This window comes from Allobosea sp. P4_E12 (genome assembly GCF_056401655.1).
Map to the genome: position 1 here is coordinate 134600 of NZ_JBFUIY010000018.1, position 20828 is coordinate 155427.

Consider the following 20828-nt stretch of genomic DNA (forward strand, 5'->3'; position numbering starts at 1 on the left):
CGCTGGGACCATGCTCGAGAACATCAACCCCTGGCTGGCCGCGCTGATCGTCCTGATCTGCCTGTTGCTATCAGCCTTCTTCTCGGGCAGCGAGACGGCGCTGACGGCTGCCTCGAAAGCCCGGATCGCCGCGCTGGAGAAGGCGGGAAGCCGACGGGCCGGCATCGCGATGCGGCTGCTGGCGACGCGGGAGCGGCTGATCGGCGCCATGCTGATCGGCAACAATGTCGTCAATATCGGTGCCTCGGCCTTCGCCACCAGCGTGCTGGTCGCGGCCTTCGGCAATGCCGGGGTGATCTATGCGACGGCCGTGATGTCGGTCCTCGTGATCATCTTCGCGGAGATCATGCCGAAGACAGCGGCGATCGCGAAGCCCGACCAGGCGGCGCTGCGGCTGGCGCGGCCGGTGGCCTGGGTCGTTGCCGTGCTGGGCCCGCTGACACTGGCGATCGAATGGTTTGTTCGGCGCTTCCTGCGCCTCTTCGGCATCCGTATCGACGAGAACCAGTCGATCCTTTCACCGAATGAAGAGCTGCGTGGTCAGGTCGACCTGATGCACCAGGAGGGGGCGGTCAAGAAGGCCGATCGCGACATGCTCGGCGGGCTGCTCGACCTGAAGGAGCTCGGCGTCGAGGACGTGATGATCCACCGCACCAAGATGCGGACGATCAATCTCGATATCGGACCGGAAGCGATCGTGCGCGAGGTCCTGGCCTCGCCCTATACGCGGATGCCGCTCTGGCGCGACAAGCCGGAGAACATTGTCGGCATCCTGCACGCCAAGGACCTGCTGCGGGCGCTCGATGCTGCCGGCGGGGATGCCGGCAAGCTCGACGTGGCGCAGATCGCCCTCGCGCCCTGGTTCACCCCGGTCACGACCTCGCTGCCTGATCAGCTCAAGGCCTTCCTGGCGCGCAAGACCCATTTCGCGCTTGTCGTCGACGAGTATGGCGAGGTGATGGGGCTGGTGACGCTCGAGGATATCCTCGAGGAAATCGTCGGCGATATCCGCGACGAACATGACATCGCGGTGCCGGGCCTGCGCCAGCAGGTGGATGGGTCGGTGGTCGTTGATGGCGGAGTGCCGATCCGGGACCTGAACCGCGCGATGGACTGGGACCTGCCCGACGAGGAGGCGACAACGATTGCCGGCCTCGTCATTCACGAGGCCCGCACCATCCCCGAGGCCGGGCAGGCCTTCACCTTCCACGGCTTCAAGTTCGAAGTGGTGCGCAAGAGCCGCAACCGCGTGACCTCGCTCCGGATCACCCCCCTGGCGCTTGCCCTCGCCGCTACGGGCTGAACACTAGCACCAGGAAGACGAAGAAGACGCAGAGATGCACGGCGCCTTCCAGCATCGTCGTGCGTGAGCCGGTGAAAGTCAGCGTGCTCAGCATCAGCGTCATCGCCAGGATGACCATATTGGTGGCCGACAGGCCGAGCGTGACCGGCTGGCCGGTGAGAAGGCCGATGCCCAGCACGGCAGGCACCGTCAGGCCAAGCGTCGAGGCTGCCGCACCCAGGCACAGATTGATCGCGCGCTGGAGCTGGTTGGCATTGATCGCGCGCAGGGCCGTAATGCATTCCGGCGTGAAGACGACCATCGCGATCAGGATGCCGCCGAGCGCCGGGGGGGCGTCGAGCTTGGCGATGCCGAAATCGAGCACGGCCGCCAGGCTCTTCGCCAGGATGACGATCGGCAGGATATTGGCCAGGAGCAGCCCGATATTGGGCAGGATGCTCCCGGACGCGGCGTGCCCGACGCCTTCGACCTGAGGCTGCGCTTCGCCGGTGCGTGCCAGCATGTCAGGCTCGATGAAGAAATCGCTGTGGCGGCCGGTCTGCAGGATCAGGAAGGCCGCGTAGAGCGCCAGGGTGAACAGCGAGAAGCAGATGGCCTGCACGTTGGTCAGCGTGCCGTCGCTGGTCGAGGTGGTGAAATTCGGCAGAACCAGCGCGATGACCGTCAGCGGGATGATCACGACCAGATAGGCGGTGGCACCTTGCAGATTGTAGCTCTGCTGGAAATGGCGCAGGCCGCCGAAGATCAGCCCGATGCCGACGACGCCGTTGAGCACGATCATCAGCACGGCGAACATCGTGTCGCGGCCAAGTGTCGGCGCCCCGGTTGCCCCGAGCATCACGGCCCCGATCAGCGCCACCTCGATGATGACGATCGAGAGCGTCAGGATCAGCGTGCCATAGGGTTCGCCCAGCCTGTGCGCCAGTTCCTCCGCCTCATGCACGACGCCGATCGCCGACCAGGCGATGATGCCGAGCAACCAGGCAAAGATCAGCATGGACAGGACGGGGGAGCCAAGCTGCCCGAGAATCGTCTTGCCGAAGAACAGATAAGCAAGGACCGAGGCCCAGGCGCAGATGAGGCGGATGATCATGCTGGTCAAAGACAGACCCCATCCTTGTGGCGGGCGGACGACAAACGAGACATCGCCCGGCGAGGACGCCGGGCGATGGACCGAGGGATATACGCGCGGCGTCGGAGGATCGTTGGCTCCGCCGCGCCTCATTCGCAAGTATTCACTGTCGGCGTAGCACATCCGTCGCCAGATGGTCGGACGAAACACCATCGATGAAAAAGACCGCGCCGGACGAATTGCGCATGCGCAAGGGCAGGATAGCCTGATAGGCCTCTGATTCGTACCAGGCCTTCGCGGCCGCACGGTTCGGGAACTCGATCACGATCAGGTCGCCCGACCAGCTGCCCTCCAGCAGCTCCGGCGGATCGCCATGGATGATGAAGCGCCCCTGGAACGGTGCCAGCGTCGCATCGATACCTTCGAGATAGCCAATGATCTCATGTCCCAGAGCGACGTGGGTGAGGTGGGCCATGGCGTAGGTCTTCATCGTGAAATCCCCTTCGTTGTCAGCCGGGCTGGTCTGCCGATGTCGCGACCTTCGCCTGCAGATGGAATGAAGTCGATTACCTCCAGGGTTATCGCGGCAACCCGTTCGCAATCCCGCCGCAAACCCGCGCGACAGCTGGGGCATGACCAAGCGTCTCCTTCGTTCGCTGCTCTGCGGCGCCGCCCTCGTTACGGCCCTGATCGCGGCGGATCAGGGCAGGGCGCAGCCCGAGCCGAGCTTGCGCGCGGCCTGTTCCGAACTGCGGCAGGCGCTGCGGGGGCTCGAAGGGAAGGAGGGCGAACTCACGACCATCCAAGTCGAGGGAGAGTTGACCATGGTCCGCTCCGACGGGGCGCTGGTCTATCTCGCGCTCTGTCATGCGCCGGATCCGCAGGTTCTGTGCGTCACCTATGCCGAGAATGGCAGCAAGCTCGGCGACCGGGTCGTGGCCAGCGGCAGCTTCGAACGGGTCGGACCCAACCATGTGAAGCTCGATCCCTGTCTGCATCACGAACCGGACAAGGAGAGGCCGCGCTAAGGCATCGGCCCGAAAAGTGGATTGCGGTTTTCGGAAAAGCCGATGCAAAGACAAAGGGTTAGATCATCGGACTGGATACGATATCCGGTCCGATGATCTAAGGCATCGGCTCGAACAATGGATTGCGGTTTTCGGCACAGCCGATGATCCAAGGCCGTCCGGTGCAGCACGCGGTCAATCGGCGGCGAGCTTCTGGGCGAGCGGGCTGACCGCGTCCTCTGCCAGCATCGCGACCGGCTTGTCGGTGACGAGATACTGCGCCCGCGCCAGCGCGGCGAAGCGTCCGCCCCTGGCGACGAGTTCGTCGAAGGAGCCCATCTCGATGACGCGGCCCTGCTCGAAAACGAGAATCCGGTTGGCGTTGCGGATGGTGGCCAGGCGGTGCGCAATGACGAAAGTCGTGCGGCCCTTCATCACCTCGTCGAGCGCCTTCTGGAGCTTCACTTCCGTGGCAGCGTCGAGCGCGGAGGTGGCTTCGTCGAGAATCAGGATCGGTGGGTTCTTGAGGAGCGCGCGCGCGATCGAAAGGCGCTGGCGCTCGCCGCCAGACAGCGTGCGGCCGCGTTCGCCAACCAGGGTGTCGAGCCCGTCGGTCTGGCGCGCCATGACTTCGGTCGCCTGGGCCCGGTCGAGCGCCTCAAGCATCTCGGCATCGGTCGCGTCGGGCTTGCCGACGGTGAGATTCTCGCGGATCGAGCGAGCGAAGAGCATCGGCTCCTGAAAGACGACGCCGATATTGCGGCGCAGGCTGAGCAGCGAGATGTCCCGAATATCACTGCCATCGGCGAGGATACGGCCGGATTGCGGATCGAAGGCGCGGTGCAGCAGGCCGAGCGTGGTCGACTTGCCGGAGCCGGTCGAGCCGACAATGGCGATGGTCTCGCCGGGCTCGACGGCGAAGGACACGTCGGCGACCGCCGCGCGCTTGCCGTCATAGGAGAACGAAACGTCATCGAAGGTGATGCGGCCCTCGAGGCGGCCGACATCGGGCGCGCCCGGGAGATCGCGCACGGCCGGCATGGTGTCGAGCACCCCGAAGAATTCGCGCATCTTCGGCGCCTGCATGAAGATGAAGTTCACGAAGGAGACGATCTGCTCAAGCCGGCCGACCAGCATGGTGGCGAAGCCCATGAAGGTGACGATTTCACCGACGGTTGTCTGCCCCATCATCAGGAGCCAGGTGCCGACGACGAAGATCGCCAGCACGGTGAGCGTTGCCGAGGCGCGGGTTGCCACCGTCGCGATCGCCCACCAGGACAGCACCGGAAGCTGCGCCTCCAGCAGGCTGGCGATGGTGGAGCGCAGGCCGCGTACCTCCGCTTCGATGCGGGTGAAGCTCTGGATCACCGGGACATTGCCGAGCGCGTCCGAGGCGCGTTCGGCAAGGTTGGAGTGGTAACCTTCGACATTGCTCTGGAGCTTTTCGGTCTTGCGCAGCACGAAGGCCGTCAGCGTGCCAAAGAGCACGACGAGGCTGATCAGCAGCAGCCCGAGCTGCCAGTTCTTCCAGAGGGTGAAGGGCAGCAGGATGAAGAGCGCGACGAAGCTGGCGCAGTGTTCGCGGAAGAAGGAGAGCCATAGCGCCCACATGCCGCTGGTGCCTTCCAGCATCACCTTGAGCACCCGGCCGGAATGAGTCTGGGTGTGGTAGGCCAGCGGCAGGGTCAGGGCATGCTCGAAATAGTCGGCCATCACGGCGAGGCGGCGGCGATGGGCCAGCCGGTCGGCATGGAGGGCGACGAAAACGCTGGCTCCGATATTGAAGAGCCCGAAGCCGACCCAAGCCGCGATCAGGACATTGATGTCGCTCCAGTTTGGTCGCTGGCCGGAGCTCTGGATGCTGGTCAACCTGTCGATCAGCGTGCCGAACAGAATCGGCTCGGCGAAGGCTGCGGCCGCCAGCAGGATATTGGCGAGCGCAAGGATCAGCCCCAGCCGCTTTTCGGGGCCGAGTTCGCCGAGGACGCGGGCATAGAGCGCAAACAAGGACATCCGCGGAGCATTATCCGAGCCGCGGGCCTGAGCAAGTGCTCAAGCTTAACGCTTCGTTCAAACCGCTCCCGCTATGGTTACCAGACTGCCAAGACAGGGCGCTGCGCGGGTGCTGGATCTGCGTGGATCAGGATGGCTTAAATGGATATCGCAACCGGCGTCGGCATTCTGGGCGGTATCGCGACAATCATTTCGCTGATCATGATCGATGGTGGCAATTTCGCCGCCTATTGGGATAAGCACGCCGCGATCATCATCTTCGGTGGTGCCTCGGCCGCGACCATGCTGCGCTTCCCGTTCACCGTGATTGCCCATGGCATTCCGATGGGCTTCCGTTTCGCCTTCACGATGCGCTCGATCCATCCGCGCGAGTTGATCGACGAGATCACGCGCGTCGCCGAGATCGCCCGCAAGAGCGGCCCTGTCGCGCTGGAAAACGTCGAGGTCTCCGATCCGTTCCTGGCCCAGGGCCTGCGCTACATCGCCGACGGCTATGACAAGGAGTTCATCCGCGACACGATGGAGCGTGACCGCGACAACTTCCTGCAGCGGCTCGACGAGGGTTCGAAGGTCTATCGCGCCATCGGCGACTGCGCCCCGGCCTGGGGCATGATCGGCACGATTCTCGGCATGGTGACGATGTTCGCCAATATGAGCGACCCGTCCAAGCTTGGCCCCGCCATGGCGACGGCGCTGCTCGCGACGCTCTATGGAGCGATGGTCGCGAACATGTTCACGCTGCCAATCGCCGACAAGCTGCATATCAAGCTCGAGGAAGAAGAGATCTCGCGCACGCTGATCATCGACGGCGTCCTGCAGATGCGCGATGCCAAGAGCGCGACGCTGGTGCGCGAAATGCTGCTCGCCTATCTCCCCGACCATCATCGGGCCGAGATGGCCCAAGCGGCCTGACGGAAACCTGAGCGATGGCGAAGAAAAATCGCGGCGGCCATGGCGGTCACGGCTGGTTCGTGACCTTCGCCGATCTGATGGCGCTGCTGATGGCGTTCTTCGTCATGGTCGCGGCCTATTCGAGCCAGGACAAGAACAAGCTCCAGATCGTCGCGGGCTCGATGCGCGAGGCTTTCGGCACACAGACCGACATGCGGCTCGCCGGCATCGTCGAGGTCGACGGCATCCCGACCAAGACCCATATCAAGAACGCCTATATCCGGCCGCTCAGCGATGCGTCCGACACGACAGCGCCCAACCACAACCAGCAGAAGGAAGACGGCCTGGTCTCGGCGACGCATGACCGTGGCTTTGCGCTCGCGGCCGCCTCGCTCCGGCAGGCCCTGCGCGAGATGCCGGAGATCGCCGAGCTCTCGCGTAACATCCTGGTGGAGGTTTCCGAGGCGGGCATCGATATCCAGCTCGTCGATCAGGATGGGCGGGCGATGTTTGCCGAGGGCTCGGCGCAGCCGAACGAGCGCATGCGCAAGCTGCTCGCGGCCGTCGCCCCGACGCTGCGGCGGATGTCCAACAAGATCGCGATCACGGGCCATACGGCGGCGCCACGTCCCGGAGCGGCCCCGGAAGGCAATCCCTGGGAGCTCTCCGTGGCGCGTGCCGCGGCGGTCCGCGAGATCCTCAGCAATACGGGTGTCCCGGATGACCGCTTCGCCTCCGTCACCGGCAAGGGCGACACCGAGCCGCTGATCAAGGACAATCCTTATCTCGCCTATAACCGCCGTGTCGGGATCGTCCTCAAGGCGGATGCACCGCCGCTGCCCTTCGGCGCGAAACCCTGAGGCAGCTTCGTCTCAGCGCGTCAGCCTTGCCTCAGGGGGCGAGGATCAGTGCCCAGTAGACCTGATATTTCGAGCCCGGCGCATAGGCGGTGGCAATGCCCATGCGGGTGGCGCCCGGCGTCTTCATGACACGGTCGTGCTGCGGCGAGTCGCGCCAGCCCGAGAAAGCTTCGGCCAACCGCCGATAGCCGGCGGACAGATTGGCTTCCGCTCCCGGCTGGCCGGCCCGCGCCAGCCGCGCCTTGACGGCTTCGGCCTGGACTGGCTTGTCGGCCGCGGCCATGGCGCCGGCCTCCTGCTCGGCAGCCTCGACCAGGGCCGGATCAAGTTTCAGCGTGCCGAGCCCGTGGTTCATCCGGTAGGCCGAGATCATGGCGCGCGCCTCATTTGCATCGACCCGGGCCGAGGGCGAGCCGAGATCGCGGTAGAAAGCGGGCTGGCTGGTCCGGGCAGGCTCGGTGCAGCCGGCAATGCCGAAGACGGCGAGCGCACCGGCGACGAGGGCGGGGCAGGTCACGGTTCGGTGCGCCACGGCGGCTGCACGGAAAGGCTTGGGCATCGCATCATTCCTTGCTGTCGTCCTTGGACGCATCCTTGGCCGGCTCGGGCGCGTGCGTGGTTTCGCGCCGCACCTGCTCCTCCGGCTCCTCCTCCTCCCCCGTCTCACCGTTGAGGAGGCGGGGCCTTGATGCGCGCGCGGTGGTTACGGCTTTCTTGCGATGCGAAGGCTTTGTTTCGCGCCCGACGGCGGCGGCGATGTCTCCGAGCGATTGTTCGATTCCGTCGAGGCCCTTGACGAGCAGCTCTGCGCCGGCTGCCGGCCCTTCCATTTCGGTCAGGCGCTTGTGAATGGCGAAGTTGAGATCGCTGGTGACGCGGCCGACGATGTCGACATCCGCGACGACGCAGATCAGGTCGAAATCCATCGTCGAGGTGCCGATCTTCTTGAACTGCACGGTTGGCGGCGGCTTCTGTAACACGTCGCCATGGGAGTGGGCGGCCTCGGCGAGCATCGTGCGCACGTCGGACGCGTCCAAACTCCTGGGCACGGTGATCGAGATCAGCGAGCGGCCGGTGCGATCGGCGCGCACCCGGTTCCTGACCACACCCGAGACGAGGTTGGAGTTCGGCACGATCACGGTCGAGCGATCGAAGGTCGCGATCTCGGTCGAGCGGACATTGATGCGCTTGACGATGCCTTCCGCGTCGCCGACCACGACCTGATCGCCGACCCGGATCGGGCGCTCCCACAGCAGGATCAGCCCCGAGACGAAATTCGAGACCACGGACTGCAGGCCAAAACCGATACCGACGGAGAGGGCGCTGGCGACGAGGGTCAGGCGTTCGAGGCTGAGACCCAGCGCAGAGACGGAGAGCGCGACGGCTGCGGCATAGCCGAGATAGCCGGCGGCGGTGATGATCGAGTTGCGCAAACCGGTATCGAGCTGCGTCGTCGGCAGGAACTTGCCTTCAAGCCAGCCCTGGGCGCCGCGTGTCGCCGTCAGGGCGAGCGCGAAGAGCAACCCGGAGACGATGATCGAGGACAGCGAGATCGTGACGCCGCCGACCTGGAAACCGAAGAAGGCGGCGCGCAGCGATGTCAGGAAATCGACCGATTCCAGGCCCCAGGGGGCCAGCGCGAGCATCAACGTCACCACGATCAGCACGAGCTTGAGCAGCCCGGTGACGATGACGGCGATCTTCTGCAGCGCCGAGCCCCGGATGCCGACGCCGGCCTTCAGGGTCAGCGCGAAATGTCCGTTGCCGGTCAAGAGCTCGCTGATGCCGAGATCGAGCAGCTGGTAGGCAAGGACGAACAGGCAGGCGAGAATGCCGAGCCAGAGCACCTGCTCGGTCAGGAAGGAGGCGAAGACGACATAGCCCGTCAATGCAGCCAATGCGATGACGAGGCCGACGATCCAGCCGAAGATGCGGATCGGCCCGAGCGAGGCGCCATCGACTGCCACATAGGGGCCGAGACAGGCCTCCTCCTCGACTTCCTTGTCGTCGCGAAGCTGGTAAAGCCCGGCGATCAGGACCGCCGCGAAGACGAGCACAACCACGCCGCGGACGACAATCGACGATGCCAGGCTGGCGGCGATGGCCTGGAGCCAGGCCTCGAGCACCTTGCCGGTCGATACAACGAGCGCGAGCGACGCCGCGATCCAGACCACGGTCCGGGCCGTCGAGTCCATGACGCTGACAAGGCGCCGCTGCGGCTTGTTGGGAGCAAACAGCGCGTCGGCCAATGCCTGGACGAAAGCGAAGATCGCGAGCCCGACGACGATCGCCCAGATGACCGGCTGGATGCGTGGCGGCAGGAGGCCCGCAGTTTTGAGCGCGGCGTAGATCAACCAGCTTGCGAGCGCCGGTGGGGCCGCACCGGCCACGATATGGGCGAGCGCGACGTGAAGGCAGCGCAAGCTGTTGGTATCGCCTGTTGGATCGAGCCGTTCCGCAAAGCGCGGCAGGTAGCGTGCACGGGCGACGTAGAGCAGGATCGCGCCGAGGAGGGCGACAGCGACAAGCGCTCCGCGGGCCGTGCTGGATGCTTCGACGACGACGGAGAGCCAGTCCCCGAAGATCAGGCCGGACGCGCGCATGTCCTCCGGCGAGGTCGACAGTGCCGCGCCCCAGAGCTCCGGGTTGACGATGGCGGGCCCCGGCGCGAACAAGGCCTTGGCGAAGAGGTCGCGGCGCCGGTCGCCGATGCTGGCCAGAAGCTGTTCTGCCTGGAGAAGGGCCGAGCGCGAGATCTTCAAAGTCTCGTCAGCGTAAGCAAACGCCTTCTCTCGCGTTTCGCGCTCTCGGACGACTTCGGCGGATTCGGCCGGCGCCTTTGCGTCGGGCTTCGGGCCAAGCTGCTCGATGCGCAACTTGGCCTGCTCGGTCTTCGGAGCCTGTTCCTCGGTGATATGGCGGAGCTGTTCGAGCAGAGGCTGCAGCCTGAGCCGGTGGCGCTGCAGCTCGGCATCGGTCGCATTCGGATTGGCGAAGAGGGTCTCGATCTGGGCGAGTTCGGCACGCGCTGCGTCGAGACGCGTCCTGGCCGGGGCCGGATCGGGAGCCTGGGCCCAGCTCTGTGCGGCAAAGATCAGGGCTATGGCCAGAAGCCCAAGCGCTGCCAGTGCGGCGCGCCACGCCGTGGCGATGGAAACCTCTCGTATGGCGCGGGCCGTCATGGCGATCCTGGCTCGTTCAGGCTGATTCGACGCGATGCCGCACCTCGCCCTCTCCAGCTGCGTAAGGCAAGGCGAGATCGGAAAATGCGTCGGATGGGGCAAGGACGGCACCTTGTTGCTGGGAATGCCGAACTGGCGCCTGATTCATCACATTGATGTGAGAAATGGAGCAGTCAGCGAAATGCGAGGATTGCCCTGATCGTCGATAATCAGGACGTGATCATGGCGATCAGGGGGCTGATTGCGCATTTTTGGGTCGATCCTGCTGGGATCGTACAGGTCATCCCGGAGCGGAGCGTCTGGGATACGGGCGCGGCGCTCGCACTTTTGGCATTGGCTCAAGGTCGCTTTCTGGATTTCAATCTCATCTAAATACAATCTGTCCGCGTGCCCGTTGGCACGGTGGACTCCTGGCGAGGCGCGCTGGCTCTCTCGCCACTCTTCTGAAATCGAACCGGGAGGTTGCGGTGGCGAAGCTGAGCATAAACGGCAAAGTGGTGGATGTGGCGGTCGATGGCGACACGCCGCTGCTTTGGGTGATACGCGAAAAGATCGGCCTGACCGGAACGAAATATGGCTGCGGCGTCGCGCAATGCGGTGCCTGTACCGTGCATATCGACGGGGTCGCGGCGCGCTCCTGCGCTCTCCCCGTGAGTGCCGTTTCGGCGGAACAGAAGATCGTCACCATCGAAGGGCTTTCGCCGGATGGATCGCATCCGGTGCAGAAAGCCTGGATCGCTCATGATGTTCCGCAATGCGGCTACTGCCAGAGCGGTATGATCATGGCCGCTGCTGCGCTCCTCCAGGCCAATCCCAAGCCGAGCGACGCCGATATCGCCAATGAAATGACCAATATCTGCCGTTGCGGCACCTATACGCGGGTCAAGGCGGCAATCCTGGATGTGGCGGCCAGCGGCACGCTCGGCCGGGGCTAAGCCTCTTCGCGTCGGCCCGGCTGAGCGTCGGTCCGCATGTTTCACGTTTCGCCTGGGTAGGGTCGAGCGCGACGGGCCAGGTGCCCTTGCTCCCCTGCTTCCCTAACGGAATCTGGAGAACGATATGATTTCTGCCTCGGCTGACACATCTGCGACCCTGTCCCGCCGCACCATGCTCGCCGGCTCCGCTGCGGCGGCCGGGGCCTTCACCTTCGGCTTTGCCATACCGTTCGCTGGCGAGGCGATGGCGCAGGGGGCCGTCAAGGAAATCAATGCGTGGGTGGTGGTCCATCCCGACGACAAGGTGGTGATCCGCATCGCCCGCTCCGAAATGGGGCAGGGGACGCTGACGGGGCTCGCCCAGCTCGTCGCCGAGGAACTGAACTGCGACTGGGCCAGGGTGACGACCGAATATCCGACGCCGGGCCAGAACGTCGCGCGCAACCGCGTCTGGGGCAATTTTTCGACGGGTGGCAGCCGTGGCATCCGGGAATCGCATGAGTATGTCCGCAAGGGCGGCGCGGCGGCGCGAATGATGCTGATCCGGGCTGCCGCGAACCAGTGGAGCGTGCCGGCGGCGGAGTGCTCCGCCGAGAAGAGCATCATCACGCACAAGGCTTCCGGCCGCTCGCTGCGATATGGGCAGGTCGCCGAGGCGGCGTCGAAGCTCGAGGCTCCCAAGGATGTTCCGCTCAAGGATCCGAAGGACTGGACGATTGCCGGCAAGCCGCTGAAGCGGCTCGACACGGTCGACAAGACCAATGGCGCCAAGATCTACGGCATCGATCTGAAGATGCCCGGCATGCTCAATGCCGCAATCAAGGACTGCCCGGTCTTCGGCGGCAAGGTGAAGAGTTTCGACGCTGCCAAGGTCAAGGCCATGCCGGGTGTGACGCATGTCGTGCCGGTGGGCGAGACGGCCGTCGCCGTCGTCGCCGAGACCTGGTGGCAGGCGAAGACGGCACTCGATGCGCTGCCGATCGAGTGGGACAATGGCGAGAATGCCAAGGTCTCGAGCGAGAGCATCGCTGCTTGGCTCAAGGAAGGTCTCGATGCGCCCGAAGCCGTCATCGGTAACCAGGTCGGAGACGCGAAGGCTGCGATCGCCAAGGCGGCGCGTGTCGTCGAGTCGGTCTATTCCTACCCCTTCCAGAACCACGCCACGATGGAGCCGATGAACGCGACGGCGCGCTACACGCCGGAGCGCTGCGAGGTCTGGACCCCGACCCAGAACGGGGAGGCGGCACTGGCTGCGGCGTCCGAAGCCTCGGGACTGCCGATCGCCAAATGCGAGGCCTACAAGATCGATCTTGGCGGCGGGTTTGGCCGGCGCGGCGCGGTGCATGACTGGGTCAGGCAAGTGGTTGCCATCGCCAAGCAGATTCCCGGCACGCCGATCAAGCTGGTCTGGTCGCGCGAGGAGGACATGCTGCATGGCCGCTACCACCCGGTGACGCAGTGCAAACTGACCGGCGGGCTCGACAAGGATGGCAATCTGACCGGGCTGCACATGCGCATTTCCGGCCAGTCGATCGTTGCCGGCATCTTCCCGCAGAACATCCAGAACGGGCGTGACCCCGCCGTCTTCCAGGGCCTCAATCCCCCGGGGCCGGAGGCTTCGATCGGATATGGCATCCCGAATCTGCTGATCGACCATGCGATGCGCAATCCGCATGTGCCGCCCGGCTTCTGGCGCGGCGTGAACCTGAACCCGAACACGATCTATCTCGAATGCTTCATGGACGAGCTCGCCCATGCGGCGGGCAAGGACCCGCTCGAATTCCGCCGGGCGCTGATGAAGAACCATCCCAAGCATCTGGCAGTTCTCAATGCGGTCGCCGAGAAGGCGGAATGGGGCAAGACCCTGCCGGCCGGGGTCTATCGCGGCATCTGCCAGACCATGGGTTTTGGCTCCTATGTCGCGGCGGTCGCGGAGGTTTCGGTCAGCGCAGAGGGCAAGCTGAAGATTCACCGTATCGTCGCGGCGACCGACCCGGGCCACGCCGTCAACCCGGCCCAGATCGAGCGCCAGGTCGAGGGCTCCTTCGTCTATGGCCTTTCGGCGGCGCTCTATGGCGAGTGCACGGTCAAGGACGGGCGCATGGTCGAGGAGAATTTCGACACCTACACCGTGCTGCGCCTGGATGAGATGCCGGTGGTCGAGACGGTGATCGTTCCGTCCGGCGGTTTCTGGGGTGGCGTCGGCGAACCGACGATCGCGGTTGCCGCCCCGGCGGTGTTCAACGCGATCTTCGCGGCGACCGGCAAGCGTGTGCGCTCGGTCCCGCTGAAGAACATGGATCTGCGGAAGGCCTAGGACCCGGCGTGTGACGCGCCTCGGCTTCGCCACAGCCCTCCTGCTCGGAGGACTGGCTTCCTCCCGGCCGGGCGCGGCGCTGGAGCCCTACGCCGTCGTCGGGGACGCGATTCCAAAGGCTCTCGGCGCGCGTGTCGGCGATGTGGCGCGAGGGCAGGCCATCCTGCGCGACCGGGAGCGCGGCAATTGCCTGATCTGTCATCAGGGGGCGGATCCGGCAGAGCCGTTCCAGGGTGCGATAGGACCGCCACTGGCCGGCATCGGGGCCCGGCTCGACGCCGGGYAGATCAGGCTGAGGCTGGTCGATTCATCGCGGCTCAATCCGGAGACGGTGATGCCGCCCTATTACCGGACCGAGGGCTTGCACGATGTCGGCCCGGTCTATCGTGGCAAGCCGGGTCTGTCGGAGCAGGAGATCGAGGATGTCGTTGCCTATCTCGCCACTCTCAAGACATTCTGAGTCCGCCCCGAGCCGGCGTGACATCGTCGTCGGTGCTGCGGCCGGGATCGGCCTTGCCAGCCTGCCGAAGGTGGCGATGGCTGCGACGCAGCCGGCGCTGCCGGAGCTGATCGCGCGGCTGACCGATGGCGCGGTGCCGGAGCGCGGCAGGATCACGCTGGAGATTCCGGCGCTCGTCGAGAACGGCAATTCGGTCGATACGAGTATCGTGGTCGAGAGCCCGATGACGGAGGCGGACCATGTCCGCTGGATTCATCTTATCGCCGAGAAGAACCCGTTCCCGGACATGGCGCGGTTTCATCTTGGCCCCCGCTCCGGCCGCGCCGAGGTCGCGACCACTTTGCGGCTGGCGACCTCGCAGAAGGTTACCGTCGTCGCTGCGCTCAGCACGGGGGGCTATCTCATGAGCGATGCCGATGTCGTCGTGACGTTGAGCGCCTGCATCGACGGCGGATGAGGAGAGATCTCCGATGGCATTCAACGCCCGCATCAGCATGCCGACGGAAGCTCGCGCCGGCGAGATCATCGAGATCCGCGTTCTGACGCGGCATCCGATGGATCGCGGCGGCCAATCCGACGGCAAGGGAGGCACCGTTCCGCGGAAAATCCTGAACCGGCTGACGGCGACCTATTCCGGGGAACCGATCTTCCGGCTCGACATGTATACGGGGGTCTCGGCCAATCCCTTCGTCTCCTTCACGACGCGCGCGGTCGAGACGGGCGACATCGTCTTCGAATGGCGCGAGGACGGCGGAGCGGTCTTCACCCGGACGGCCAGGCTGACGGTGACGTGAGCCCGGGCGATGTGGTTGAAGCTGGCCTTGGGACTCCTGATCGCGACGCTCGGCACAGCCGCGGGCGGCGAAGAGATCACCTCGGGGAGCGCCTTCCTGTCGCCCGATCTGCGCCGGCAGCAGGATGATCCGACGCGAAACCCGGCCTGGTTCTGGGTCGAGCAGGGTCAGGAACTTTTCAGTCGCAAGCCGGGGGCCAGCCAGGCCTGCAGCCAGTGCCATGCCGAGCCGGAGAGGAGCCTGCGTGGCGCGGCGACGCATTATCCGCGGGTGGATGCCGGCACCGGGCAGCTCCTGAATCTCGAGGGGCGCATCGAACAGTGCCGCGTGGAGCGGCAGAAGCAGCCGGCCTTCGGCTATGAGAGCGGTGAGCTTCTGGCGCTGACGGCCTATGTCGCTTCGTTGTCGCGGGGCTTGCCGATGGACGTCGAGACCCGCGGTCCGGCACAACCTTTCTACGACGCGGGCAGGGCCTTCTTCGAGCGCCGCCAGGGGCAGCTCAACCTCTCCTGCAAGCAATGCCATGACGGGCTGGTTGGCCAGAAGTTGCGCGGCGACACGATCAGCCATGGCGCGGGGACCGGCTATCCGGCCTATCGGCTGGAATGGGACGGCGTCGGTTCGCTGCATCGGCGCTTGCGCGCCTGCTCGCTCGGCGTCCGGGCGACGCAGTTCGACTACGGCGCGCCGGAATATCTGGCGCTCGAGCTCTATCTTGCCGGGCGTGCGCGCGGCCTGCCGATCGAGACGCCGGCCATGCGGCGTTAGATCATCGGACCGGATATCGTATCCGGTCCGATGATCTAACCATCTGTGATTGCATCGGCTTTCCCGAAAACCGCAATCCACTTTTCGGGCCGATGCTTTAGCTCTTGGCGGACCGACCGGGAACCGTCACGATCCCGGCACATTCATGTCGGAGATCCGGCGAATGCCTCGCCTGCCTGTCCTGCTTGCCGCCCTCGGGTTCGCCAGCGTTGCCGTTGCCCAGCCGGCTCCCGAACCTCCGGCTGCTGTTGCGGTCCCGTCGAGTCCGGCGCCCTTCGTTCTGAAGGACACTGAGGTCCGGACGATCCATGCCAAGACGCTGCAGCGCGACTACGAGATCTATGTCAGCCTGCCGGTCTCCTATCACTCCTCGCCACGCCGGCGCTTTCCCGTGCTGTTCGTCACCGATGCCGATTACGCCTTCCCGCTGGTGCGCAGCATTGCCCGCCGGGTCGGCAATCGCGGCCAGGGGCTGGAAGAGTTCATTCTGGTCGGTCTCTCCTACGCGCTCGGCGACACGCCGCAGTTCAGCCGCCGCCGGGACTACACGCCGACGCCCAATGGCGAAAAGACGAAGGACGAATCCGGCCGGACACCGATCTTCGGCGAAGCAGAGCCCTATCGCCGCTTTCTTGCCGACGAGGTGATGCCCTTCGTTGCCGCGACCTATCGCACCGACACCAATCGCAGCATCTTTGCCGGCCATTCCTATGGCGGGCTGCTCGGCGTCCACATCCTGCTGACCGAGCCGAAGATGTTCTCGCATTATATCATCGGCAGCCCTTCGCTCTGGTACGACCAGAAGGTGATGCTTGCGCGCGAGCGCACCTATGCCGAGACGAACAAGGACCTGAAGGCCGATGTGCTGATGGCGATCGCTTCCTTCGAGACGATCAGCAAGGCCTCGCCGCGCTATAGCGGCAAGCTCGACATGATCGCCGACCTGCAGGAATTCGAGAAGGCGCTCCGCTCGCACAACTATCCCGGCCTGAAGCTGACCACGGAGATCATCCAGGACGAGGATCATCTCACTGTCTTCCCCGCGATCATCACGCGTGGGCTGATGTGGGCGCTGCCGGCAAAGCGGAGCTGAGCGGTCAGCCCTTCTTATCGTCGGCCTTTCCATTCTTGGCCTTGCCGCGGCCCTTCGGCTTCGTCCGGTTCTGGTAGCTTGCATTGCCAAGGCCGGTGCCGATGGTCAGCACCGCCCAATGCTCGACATCCTGCATTGACGGCATCTCGCTCAGTCCCTGGATGACGGCGTCGTTATGCATCACGACCGTCGTCTCGTGTCCGCCGATCTCGGGGACCATCTCGCGGATGCTCTCGACCAGGTTGAACCGGCTGCTTTGCCAGTTGCCAGGCAGGTTCTGCGCGCCGCGGTCGATCGAGCCGTCCCGTTCGATCAGGCCGGGGCAGCCGACGCCGATAAAGGGAGCAACGCGGAGGCCCGCCTTGCCGGCCTGCTTGATCTGGGCATCGAGCATCTTGCCGAGCCGCTTGATTGCGTCGTCGCGATTGGTCTCCTCGTCGGCGTGGCGCCAGAGTTCGGATTGCCAGACCTTGGCCTTGGCGAGGTCAGGCGCCTTGTCCTGGCGCAGCTCGACGATGCCGGCGCGAATATTCGAGCCGCCGATATCGACGGCGACGAGGCTGTCATAGGCCTCGAAGATCCATTTCGGCGCAAGATGGGCGCTACCGACCAGCCCGGCCTCGTCGGGATGATGGCGGATCGGCACAAGGTCGATACTATGTCCGTCGGTCTGCAGGATGATGCCGGCACGCGCGATCGCAAGCTCGCCGACCCTGCTCTGGCGGAATCCGCCGCCGACCACGATACGCTCGACGGTGCTCCAGGGCTTCAGCCTGGCGAAGCGGCGAATGACGAAGGCCAGCGACTGGGCGTAGCGTTCGATGGCGCTGAGGATGAGAGCCGCCTCGCGCGGCTCGCCTTCCCCCAGCAGCGCATCGAGCTCCTTCTTGCCGATCTTGTCGGAGTCGACCGTGATGGGGTCTTCGCCGGTCCGGCGCAGGTGCTCGCGAAGGGCGTCGAGATGCTCGAGAAATGCGCCACGTTTGGCCTTGTCGCCAACGAAGCCGTCCTCGTCGCGAACCTCCAGATTATAGCTGGTGACGACAACCGAAGGCAGGTCATCCACTCCGTGAGGACCGCCCGCGCGTGCTTTCGTCGTCATTTCGGCTGCCATGTTCCGCTATCCCCCGTGTGGACTCCCGAAGGGAACGGCCTCGGTGCTCCCAGGGTTCCGTAAGCTGGCGGCATATCGCCTCCTGGGATGAACAGCGCATGGCGCCCCTGCGCGGCGCGCGCGGGGAAGACCGCCCCCTGCGATTGACCTCGCAGGGCCTCTTCCCTTCCATGGCGGCCAAGGCGCGACGGTCGATGCGCCATGGCTGGTTTCCGGGGATATGCGATGCTTGAGTTTCTTCTGCGCGCGGTGCTGATCGGTGTCGGCGCGACAATCCTGTTCGATCTCTGGGCCCAGTTCCTGAACCGCGCCTTCGGCCTGCCGACTCCGAACTGGGCTATGACCGGGCGCTGGTTCGGCCATCTGGCGCAAGGTCGACTGGCGCATGAGGATATTGGACGCTCCGAGCCGGTGGCGAACGAACGCGCCCTCGGCTGGATCGCGCATTACCTGATCGGCATCCTGTTCGCGGCGGTCCTGCTGGCGATCTGGGGGCTCGACTGGGCCCGCAATCCGAGCCTCGCGCCTGCTCTGATCGTCGGTCTCGTCACGGTCGGCTGCGGCTGGTTCATCCTGCAGCCGGGAATGGGCGCCGGCATCGCGGCGTCGAAGAAGCCGAATGCCGGCCCGATCCGCGCCATGAACATCGCGGGCCATATCGTCTTTGGCGTGGGGCTCTATTGCTCGGCGCTCCTGCTGCGCTGAGCATGCCGGCGGCAGCTCCCCGGTTCAGGACCTTCCCCGGTTCAGGACCTGGCGAGAAGGGCCGTAAGCGCGGGCGACAGGCCGACGCTCCCGACCGGCGCCGGGAAGGCGAGATCGCCGCTTGCCGGTTTCGCCGTACCGCCATTGAGAGCGGCCAGGACCGCTTTCATGCCGGTCTGGACCGAGCAGATCACCGGAATATCGAGAAGTGGCTGGACGCGTGCGGCGAGGCCGGCAAGTCCGGCGCCGCCGAGAATGACGGCTCCGGCGCCGTCGCGTTCCGCCGTCTTGCGGCAGGCTGCGGCGAGCAGTGCAATCGAGCCATCGGGATCACGGGCGATATCGGCCCCCGTCGGAGTGACTGTTTCAACCGAGGCAAGCCGGCCGTCGAGGCCGATCATGGCGACGAATTCATGCAGGATCGGTCCCCAGCGCTCGCCGCCGGTGACGATCGAGAACTGCCGCGCCATCGCCGCGGCGGCCAGGCAACTCGCCTCCGCCATGCCGATGACCGGAACGGGAGAGACCTCCTTCAGGGCGTGAAGCCCTGGGTCGCCAAAGCAGGCGAGATAGACCGCGTCGCAGCCGGCGCCATGCTCGGCATAGGCCTCGAGGGCGGCATGGGCCGCAATCACCCCCGCGCTGCGGCTCGAAATATACTGCGCGCCGAAGCGGCCTGTCACCGGATGCAGGGCGACATTGGACGGAGCATGCGGCGCCACGACCTGCATGACGAGATCCGTCATCGCCTGGGTCGTGTTGGGATTGATCAGCAGGATACGCAAGAGAGCCTCGGGCAGGGTGCAGGCTTCAGGCTTAGCGAGCTCGAGGCCCCAGGCCAAGCGACCAGCGCGGACAAGGTCCAAGTCATGAATGTATACGGGGCGCTTCGCAGAGGCGCGGTGTGGGCGCTGCGATGGCCCCGATGCCTCTGGCGGGCGACCGCCACGGCCGAGAGCGCCGTTCGATGAGCCTGAGGGCGGAGGCGATGCTTGGACAAGGTGCTCAAAGTGGCGCGTTGCGATCTAAGCGCGAATAGCGCTGACCAATGGGCGATGAGAGGCGTTTGTGGGTTGATAGTGGGAGAGCGCTCCCTACCGTAAGGATCAAGGTCGGCCTCCGGTCTGTGGCGCTCAGGCGCGCGCAGACCGAAGGCGAGTGCGGGGCCTTTCCTTGCGCGGCACAAAACGGCTACATTCCGCGCTCATAATGCCGCAACTTTGCCACATGTCTGACAAGGGGCCAGCATGGTGAACTTAGTCTGTCGCGTGAGCCTTGCCGGCTTGCTGGCTGCTGGCTGCTCGCCACAAGCGATGCCAACGGTCGAAGCGATCACAAAGCCGACGGTCGAGACTTTTGCTCGGCTGGGGAGTTGGCGACCCTGGCAGTCTGCTCAAGCGGAGAAGCCGCAGACTGCGCCTCTCGTTCTCTCTGACCCCGCGCCGGAGGCGAACAAGCCAGATTCGATCGTGCGTGAGCCGGTAACGGTGACCAGGCCAGCGCCCAAGCTGACAGCGGTCGCTGTACGGGCCCCGAAGCCGGTCGCTCGGCCCGTTCAACCTATTGTGCCCGCTTCGATGCCCGAGGAACCCAGTAAGACCCCGCCGGCCCTCGTCTCTTGCCGCACGCATAACGAACCCGGCCAGCGCGTACACATGGAGTGTAGTCCTGTCGATTGATAGAAGGCGGTGAACAGGTAACTGGAGCGCGAGCAAATCGCGGGCTATCAAGGTCCACGAGGCATTGATTGCATTGCTGTGCGGGCACAAACCTGAAGAAGGAGTGTCCGGTATCTCGGGTTCGGTAGGACCAATACCGGGTCATAACTATGTTTGTTCTGTTCAACCCGGTTGCCGGAAGGGCTCGTGGGTTCTCGGCTTGCGATCTCGCAAAACTCTTTCCCAACTCGACTGTCGTCGAGACCAGGATGGCAGGAGACGCGGAAAGGCTGGCGCGGCAAGCTGCCCACGATGGGCATGACTGCATCGTGGCAGTCGGCGGCGATGGCACGATATCGGAGGCCGCGTCGGGCATGATCGGATCGCGTGCCGAACTCGGTGTGTTGCCACTCGGCACTGCGAATTTGTTCGCGCAGGAACTCGGGATCCCGCTTGATATCGTGGAAGCCGCTCGCCTCATCAATGAGGGATATTCAGTGCCGGTCTATCCGGGACTGTACTCTGCTGTGGGGCGTCGAGAACGAGTATTCGTCCAAACTCTAGGAGTTGGATTCGATGGTGCGGTTGTTCGCCGCCTGAACAAAGATGCGAAGAAGATAATTGGTAAACTCGCATACGTCATCGCGGCTATACAG

At 65.0% G+C, this 20828-nt stretch carries 21 protein-coding genes; 14 read left to right on the forward strand and 7 right to left on the reverse strand.

Translation table 11 applies throughout. The features are described 5' to 3' along the window. The first annotated feature begins 10 nt into the window (after positions 1 to 10). Positions 11 to 1303 carry an HlyC/CorC family transporter gene (locus AC1DW9_RS22685; RefSeq protein WP_441492515.1) on the forward strand — a complete coding sequence of 431 codons (1293 nt, stop codon included), beginning with the start codon at positions 11 to 13 and terminating at the stop codon, positions 1301 to 1303. Here AC1DW9_RS22685 and AC1DW9_RS22690 read toward each other — a convergent pair. Continuing rightward, a complete protein-coding gene (locus AC1DW9_RS22690; RefSeq protein ID WP_476775558.1) occupies positions 1293 to 2396 on the reverse strand; it encodes a calcium:cation antiporter in 1104 nt (367 codons plus the stop codon). The genes AC1DW9_RS22685 and AC1DW9_RS22690 overlap by 11 nt on opposite strands. A 142-nt stretch (positions 2397 to 2538) precedes the next feature. After that, positions 2539 to 2865 carry a DUF1330 domain-containing protein gene (locus AC1DW9_RS22695; RefSeq protein ID WP_476775507.1) on the reverse strand — a complete coding sequence of 109 codons (327 nt, stop codon included), beginning with the start codon at positions 2863 to 2865 and terminating at the stop codon, positions 2539 to 2541. Between the two features lie 142 nt (positions 2866 to 3007). On the opposite strand from AC1DW9_RS22695, the gene AC1DW9_RS22700 reads away from it, so the two are divergent. Then, entirely contained in the window at positions 3008 to 3403 is a 396-nt protein-coding gene (locus tag AC1DW9_RS22700; RefSeq protein WP_441505716.1) for a hypothetical protein, read from the forward strand. 174 nt (positions 3404 to 3577) lie between these two features. Here AC1DW9_RS22700 and AC1DW9_RS22705 read toward each other — a convergent pair whose 3' ends face one another. Further along, positions 3578 to 5395, reverse strand: a complete 1818-nt coding sequence (locus AC1DW9_RS22705) for a glucan ABC transporter ATP-binding protein/ permease (protein WP_441492518.1) — start codon at positions 5393 to 5395, stop codon at positions 3578 to 3580. 141 nt (positions 5396 to 5536) lie between these two features. Between AC1DW9_RS22705 and AC1DW9_RS22710 the strand changes: the two genes are divergently transcribed. Both AC1DW9_RS22710 and AC1DW9_RS22715 read left to right on the forward strand, forming a co-directional pair. Further along, positions 5537 to 6307, forward strand: coding sequence for a motility protein A (locus AC1DW9_RS22710; RefSeq protein WP_441505715.1), 771 nt, complete (start codon positions 5537 to 5539; stop codon positions 6305 to 6307). Between the two features lie 14 nt (positions 6308 to 6321). Then, complete coding sequence (locus AC1DW9_RS22715) at positions 6322 to 7146, forward strand: OmpA/MotB family protein (protein ID WP_441492520.1); 825 nt, start codon at positions 6322 to 6324, stop codon at positions 7144 to 7146. Positions 7147 to 7177: 31 nt separating this feature from the next. On the opposite strand, the gene AC1DW9_RS22720 is transcribed toward AC1DW9_RS22715, so the two are convergent. Together AC1DW9_RS22720 and AC1DW9_RS22725 are read right to left on the reverse strand one after the other, a co-directional pair. Then, positions 7178 to 7705 carry a CAP domain-containing protein gene (locus AC1DW9_RS22720; RefSeq protein WP_441492521.1) on the reverse strand — a complete coding sequence of 176 codons (528 nt, stop codon included), beginning with the start codon at positions 7703 to 7705 and terminating at the stop codon, positions 7178 to 7180. A 4-nt stretch (positions 7706 to 7709) separates the two neighbouring features. After that, positions 7710 to 10328: a DUF3772 domain-containing protein gene (locus AC1DW9_RS22725; RefSeq protein WP_476775506.1), complete on the reverse strand. Its 2619-nt coding sequence runs from the start codon at positions 10326 to 10328 to the stop codon at positions 7710 to 7712. Positions 10329 to 10550: 222 nt separating this feature from the next. On the opposite strand from AC1DW9_RS22725, the gene AC1DW9_RS22730 reads away from it, so the two are divergent. The 8 genes from AC1DW9_RS22730 to AC1DW9_RS22765 all read left to right on the forward strand — a co-directional run bounded on the left by AC1DW9_RS22730 (position 10551) and on the right by AC1DW9_RS22765 (position 16695). Beyond that, positions 10551 to 10700, forward strand: coding sequence for a hypothetical protein (locus AC1DW9_RS22730; protein WP_441505713.1), 150 nt, complete (start codon positions 10551 to 10553; stop codon positions 10698 to 10700). 95 nt (positions 10701 to 10795) lie between these two features. Beyond that, a complete protein-coding gene (locus AC1DW9_RS22735) occupies positions 10796 to 11263 on the forward strand; it encodes a (2Fe-2S)-binding protein (RefSeq protein ID WP_441505712.1) in 468 nt (155 codons plus the stop codon). Between the two features lie 124 nt (positions 11264 to 11387). Beyond that, positions 11388 to 13580, forward strand: coding sequence for a xanthine dehydrogenase family protein molybdopterin-binding subunit (locus AC1DW9_RS22740; RefSeq protein WP_476775505.1), 2193 nt, complete (start codon positions 11388 to 11390; stop codon positions 13578 to 13580). Between the two features lie 10 nt (positions 13581 to 13590). Beyond that, positions 13591 to 14040, forward strand: coding sequence for a sulfur oxidation c-type cytochrome SoxX (gene soxX, locus AC1DW9_RS22745; protein ID WP_476855187.1), 450 nt, complete (start codon positions 13591 to 13593; stop codon positions 14038 to 14040). Then, entirely contained in the window at positions 14003 to 14497 is a 495-nt protein-coding gene (locus AC1DW9_RS22750; protein ID WP_441505709.1) for a thiosulfate oxidation carrier protein SoxY, read from the forward strand. Before soxX ends, AC1DW9_RS22750 begins: the two co-directional genes overlap by 38 nt. Positions 14498 to 14510: 13 nt before the next feature. Further along, positions 14511 to 14834, forward strand: coding sequence for a thiosulfate oxidation carrier complex protein SoxZ (locus AC1DW9_RS22755; protein WP_069878835.1), 324 nt, complete (start codon positions 14511 to 14513; stop codon positions 14832 to 14834). Positions 14835 to 14843: 9 nt separating this feature from the next. Further along, a complete protein-coding gene (gene soxA, locus AC1DW9_RS22760; protein WP_441505708.1) occupies positions 14844 to 15602 on the forward strand; it encodes a sulfur oxidation c-type cytochrome SoxA in 759 nt (252 codons plus the stop codon). 163 nt (positions 15603 to 15765) lie between these two features. Continuing rightward, positions 15766 to 16695 (forward strand): alpha/beta hydrolase, encoded by a 930-nt coding sequence (locus tag AC1DW9_RS22765; protein ID WP_441505707.1) that lies wholly within the window; start codon positions 15766 to 15768, stop codon positions 16693 to 16695. Between the two features lie 4 nt (positions 16696 to 16699). Here AC1DW9_RS22765 and AC1DW9_RS22770 read toward each other — a convergent pair whose 3' ends face one another. After that, the gene (locus tag AC1DW9_RS22770; protein ID WP_441493178.1) at positions 16700 to 17809 is read right to left on the reverse strand and encodes an ROK family protein; all 1110 of its coding nucleotides are present in this window, start codon (positions 17807 to 17809) and stop codon (positions 16700 to 16702) included. Positions 17810 to 18034: 225 nt separating this feature from the next. Here AC1DW9_RS22770 and AC1DW9_RS22775 point away from each other — a divergent pair, with 225 nt between their 5' ends. Next, positions 18035 to 18514, forward strand: a complete 480-nt coding sequence (locus AC1DW9_RS22775) for a DUF2938 domain-containing protein (protein ID WP_476775503.1) — start codon at positions 18035 to 18037, stop codon at positions 18512 to 18514. A 41-nt stretch (positions 18515 to 18555) separates the two neighbouring features. Here the strand turns inward: AC1DW9_RS22775 and AC1DW9_RS22780 are convergent, their stop codons facing one another. Then, complete coding sequence (locus tag AC1DW9_RS22780) at positions 18556 to 19299, reverse strand: aspartate/glutamate racemase family protein (protein ID WP_441505705.1); 744 nt, start codon at positions 19297 to 19299, stop codon at positions 18556 to 18558. Between the two features lie 1043 nt (positions 19300 to 20342). Here AC1DW9_RS22780 and AC1DW9_RS22785 point away from each other — a divergent pair. Beyond that, a partial coding sequence (locus AC1DW9_RS22785; RefSeq protein ID WP_476855188.1) for a diacylglycerol/lipid kinase family protein occupies positions 20343 to 20828 on the forward strand: 486 nt, incomplete at its 3' end.